At 36.3% G+C, this 3,860-nt stretch carries 8 protein-coding genes, 1 tRNA gene, 1 pseudogene and 1 riboswitch; of the genes and pseudogenes, 8 read left to right on the top strand and 2 right to left on the bottom strand.

Annotated features, from left to right (window positions below):
• Positions 1-116 precede the first annotated feature (116 nt).
• The 8 genes and pseudogenes from BLR88_RS20650 to BLR88_RS18425 form a co-directional block, all read left to right on the top strand.
• Positions 117-329: pseudogene (locus BLR88_RS20650) on the top strand (sigma-70 family RNA polymerase sigma factor); the annotation flags it as partial.
• A complete protein-coding gene (locus tag BLR88_RS18450; RefSeq protein ID WP_082705982.1) occupies positions 316-471 on the top strand; it encodes a YvrJ family protein in 156 nt (51 codons plus the stop codon). The pseudogene BLR88_RS20650 and the gene BLR88_RS18450, both read left to right, overlap by 14 nt.
• On the top strand, positions 468-701 hold the full coding sequence (locus BLR88_RS18445) for a helix-turn-helix domain-containing protein (protein ID WP_057898849.1): 234 nt from the start codon (positions 468-470) through the stop codon (positions 699-701). Before BLR88_RS18450 ends, BLR88_RS18445 begins: the two co-directional genes overlap by 4 nt.
• Positions 702-958: 257 nt before the next feature.
• Positions 959-1,219, top strand: coding sequence for a hypothetical protein (locus BLR88_RS18440; protein ID WP_082705981.1), 261 nt, complete (start codon positions 959-961; stop codon positions 1,217-1,219).
• A tRNA-Cys gene (locus tag BLR88_RS18435) sits at positions 1,199-1,272 on the top strand. Before BLR88_RS18440 ends, BLR88_RS18435 begins: the two co-directional genes overlap by 21 nt.
• A gap of 29 nt (positions 1,273-1,301) precedes the next feature.
• Complete coding sequence (locus BLR88_RS19855; protein ID WP_175493693.1) at positions 1,302-1,457, top strand: hypothetical protein; 156 nt, start codon at positions 1,302-1,304, stop codon at positions 1,455-1,457.
• Between the two features lie 5 nt (positions 1,458-1,462).
• Entirely contained in the window at positions 1,463-1,945 is a 483-nt protein-coding gene (locus tag BLR88_RS18430; RefSeq protein ID WP_091261554.1) for a hypothetical protein, read from the top strand.
• Positions 1,946-2,061: 116 nt separating this feature from the next.
• Positions 2,062-2,352 (top strand): hypothetical protein, encoded by a 291-nt coding sequence (locus BLR88_RS18425; RefSeq protein ID WP_057898847.1) that lies wholly within the window; start codon positions 2,062-2,064, stop codon positions 2,350-2,352.
• Between the two features lie 106 nt (positions 2,353-2,458).
• Here the strand turns inward: BLR88_RS18425 and BLR88_RS18420 are convergent, their stop codons facing one another.
• Together BLR88_RS18420 and BLR88_RS18415 are read right to left on the bottom strand one after the other, a co-directional pair.
• Complete coding sequence (locus BLR88_RS18420) at positions 2,459-3,283, bottom strand: alpha/beta hydrolase (protein ID WP_057898846.1); 825 nt, start codon at positions 3,281-3,283, stop codon at positions 2,459-2,461.
• A gap of 69 nt (positions 3,284-3,352) precedes the next feature.
• Positions 3,353-3,460, bottom strand: a riboswitch (SAM riboswitch).
• A 175-nt stretch (positions 3,461-3,635) separates the two neighbouring features.
• Positions 3,636-3,860: LexA family protein (locus tag BLR88_RS18415; RefSeq protein ID WP_302846675.1), on the bottom strand; the 225-nt coding region annotated here is incomplete at its 5' end.

Below are 3,860 nucleotides of genomic sequence, written 5' to 3'. Positions count from 1 at the left end.
ACCATAGCTCCTCTCAGATGTCTATGGTTCTTATTGTAGGTTGGGGAATTTTATTCCGGCTATATTGGGGATTTTATCATCGGCTTTAACATAATAAACAAGATAATTTTTTAGAGCACATCGAAGACTCTTCTTTGTATCACATCTTAACTACATTGAGCAAACGGCAGCTCGAAATTCTAGAATTATCCTTTCTGGACAATCTCACTCATAAACAAATCGCAAAAATCTTAGGTATTACACCTCAAGCTGTGTCTAAATCATATAGACAAGCAGTAAAGAAGCTAGCAGAAGCATACAAAATGAGGGATTCTTATGGAACAGTTTGACTGGGTAGGGGTGATTTCTAATGTAGGCTTTCCCATTTTTATTACGATTTATTTATTGGCTCGCTTAGAAAAAAGTTTTCAGCAATTGGAGAATATAGTGAAAGAACTAATTGACGAAATAAAGAAGAGGGAAACAAAATGAAAAAATTGTATGAACTGGTTGACAATATTCATGATAAAGAAACAATGTTAAAAATTATTAGATTGTTTGAGCCGAAAATTAAAAAATCAAGTCGTTTTATTACCTATTCCGAACAAGAAGATATAGAACAAGAACTACGGATTGAAATGATAAAGGCGATTCAACGATTTGATACATCTAATATACCTGGATTTTTTGAGTTTTTAGAGAGAGCGAATAGTGAAAAGTAAATAGAAATGCAAAAAGAACCTTCCTTCCATAAAAGGTTCTTTTTTTGGTTGTTTTCTTTATCACCTATTCCCTTTTAAGACATAGAAGCCAGCACCTAATCATTCGTTCACCTAAAGTATGGAATAAAAGCGATTATAGTAAAGGGAGTACTAGAGTTATTCCAAAATTCTATTTTTTTAAAGTGGTTGTTATTTTACACCTTGATTCCCTTTTCTATAGTAGAACTTCACAAAAGAGCTAAAGGAGGGAAAATATCATGAGTTCTCCAGAGAAATTGTTTCGCTGTTTCCAAGAAGCAAGGCGAAGTCAAGCACAATACTCTAAATGCTTGCAAGACATATGCTCAGATGGAGAGGAAAAACTTTTTCAGGAGTTAGCTATGGATGCTGCAAAACAAGTAAAGAAAATTAAAGATTTTTACAGAACTTACTATGGGACAAACCTCACATCTTGTCATTGTCGAAAGGAAAGGGGTGATTTATCTAAAAAATTTTTTGGCGGTATAGCCAAGTGGTAAGGCAAAGATCTGCAAAACCTTAATCCTTGGTTCGAATCCGAGTACCGCCTCCACCAAATTTTTAATAAGGAGAGTGTAACTTATGAAACAGTTTGTATCCGATGTTCAGGAGCAACAGTTGGTTGAGCAAGCGAAAAAAAATAAAGACTTTAATATCCTTTTGAAAGGATTAATTAAAGACAACATCTTATTAGCAAAAACCACAGCTTTTACATTAAAAAAAGGGAAACTATTGTAAATGTTTTGGAGGTCAAATTAGGGAACATAAAAGTTCTTTTTACTGAGTCTGAAGTAGAATCAGTTTTTGGGAGTAAAATTGAAAAGAAAGGAGATATAATCGAAACTACTGGTTATAAAGTTATTGACAACCAAGTTAGTATTGTATATAACAAACAACATACTGAAAATGAGTTTCAAGAAATCCAAGAAATAATGAACGAAAAAATTAATCAAATTGATAGTCTTGATAATAAAACAGAATTAATGGATCTTCCATGTATTTATGGAAATTATTGCGGTCCTAAGTGTGGGTCTGGAACACCAATTAGTCCTGTTGACTGGTGCTGTAAGCATCACGATGATTGTTATGCGAATAATGGTTATTTTAATTGTGAATGCGATAGAAAGTTAATTCATTGTTTAGCACCTTACGTATATGAAGGAAGCGAATGGGCAATTATTATAAATGCTTATTTCCTTAAGCAGTATGAATATAATTGTACTTAAAAAGGTAATTAGAATCATTACAGAAGTAGTGTATTAAACACTACTTCTTTTTTTTGGATAAAATTCCTTGAATTATGATATATAATAAATTTAAATCTAATGATTGAGGTGTTGTTATGAATCAAATTAAATCTCCATGTAATATTGTAGGTTTGGTTTCTTTTTTGTTTTTAGTTTTTTCTATAATAGCCTTTTTTAGTGGTTTTCGCTTATTTGGATCTGAATGGGTGTTGTTTTATGGAAGTAATATAATAGGTTTACTAATTGGAATATCTGCCTTTTTCTTTGAAAAAAATAAACAAATGAACTATTTAAGTAAGTTAGGACTTTGGGGTAATTTAGCCATGGCTATTTTGTTTTTTCCGCCTTTTTACTTTATTTGGGGCACTATTCTTTTTGGTCCTTAAAGTTTTTGATATAGTCAATAATTTGGGGTCCCACCACATCGCCACCAAGCTAGTGAAAAGGAAAAGTTGAGAATCGAAAAACTTGATCATTTTTCCTTCCCAACTATCATATGATCCAGTCGCTCCAATTCTTTTTCCGGGTTTCAAGCTGCTGTAGCCAAGAGCAGGTATGAGCAAAAAGCAATTCGGAGGCAGAAATGGTAGAGAACGTATGATCAGCCCCTTCAAGCGTGATCGCACGACATTCCCCTGTAATCTGCTGCCGCAATACGCCTTCATACAAATAGCAGGCGTCAACCGGAATGACTTCGTCGCGTGTCCCGTGCAAAATAAGTGCATCATCAAGAAAACCAGCGCCAGATACAAGCGGTTGTGCTTCTGCAAGTGAAATGAAGAATTCTTTTTTAAGACGGTAGCCACTGTATTCCGTTTCGCCGTTTCGCATTGCTTCTTCATATGCATCGTTGCCGATGATGCGGGTAATATCCGCGAACGGATGGGCTACCGGTGCCCAAAGAATCAGCGCATTTACCCGCGTATCTCGTTCTGCAGTCAAGCGGGCAATGGCACCGCCCAAACTATGGCCGAGCAAGAACACACGTGTTTTATCAATACAATCGATGCTTAGTACATAATCAAGTACATAACGCGTTTGCTCAATAAAACTATCGATGCCGTAAGAACCGTATTCGCCATTGCTTTCTCCGCATCCAGCATAATCGAAGCGCAGAACAAAATAGCCTTCCGCTGCCAGTCTGCGCGCCGCTTTAACAAATAAGCGGTTAACCCCAATCCGATTACCGACAAATCCATGGCAGATAATAATTACAGGCCAGCATTTCTCCTTTTGTTTCCTTTTTTCTGCGCATGGATAATGCACACTGGCGACAAGTTCAAGACTTTGATACACGATGGTAATACTGCGTTCCATATTATTTCCTCCTTCAATAAATAAAAAGCTTTCTTCTGAAGAGAAGAAAGGAGGAGAAGAAAAGATCCTTTCTTATCTTTCAGAACAAAATGTCCTGTAGGATGTAGCACCTTGCGAATGCATCCGCCGGTTGCTGGGTTTCATTGGGCCTAATCCCTCCACCACTCTTGATAAGAACAAGAAAACCAAGTATAAAGATGTGATATATTACCTTAAAGTATAGCTACAGATGCTATTGACGTCAATAAAAACTTAAATTCAAACCTGTATAGTTGGTATTATTTCTTTTGCCAAAAACACGCATAACTAAAGAAAGCAGCCTTTAAAGGCTGCTTTCTTTAGTTCTCTAGATTTAATGAATGTTGCGGTATACCCCGATTACTTTGCCAAGAATGGTAACTGCAGGAAGCAAAATCGGCTCCATCGTCGGATTCTCTGGCTGCAAGCGAATGTGATTTTTTTCTTTGAAAAAACGTTTAACGGTTGCCTCATTTTCTTCTGTCATCGCCACGACAATGTCCCCATTGTTGGCGGTTTGTTGTTGGCGAACAATGACGTAATCCCCGTCTAAAATACC

Origin of the sequence: Aneurinibacillus thermoaerophilus, assembly GCF_900099925.1 — a bacterium.
Classification (GTDB): domain Bacteria; phylum Bacillota; class Bacilli; order Aneurinibacillales; family Aneurinibacillaceae; genus Aneurinibacillus; species Aneurinibacillus thermoaerophilus.
The sequence above is the reverse complement of the archived record's forward strand: the minus strand, read 5'-3'. Positions and strand labels throughout refer to the sequence as shown.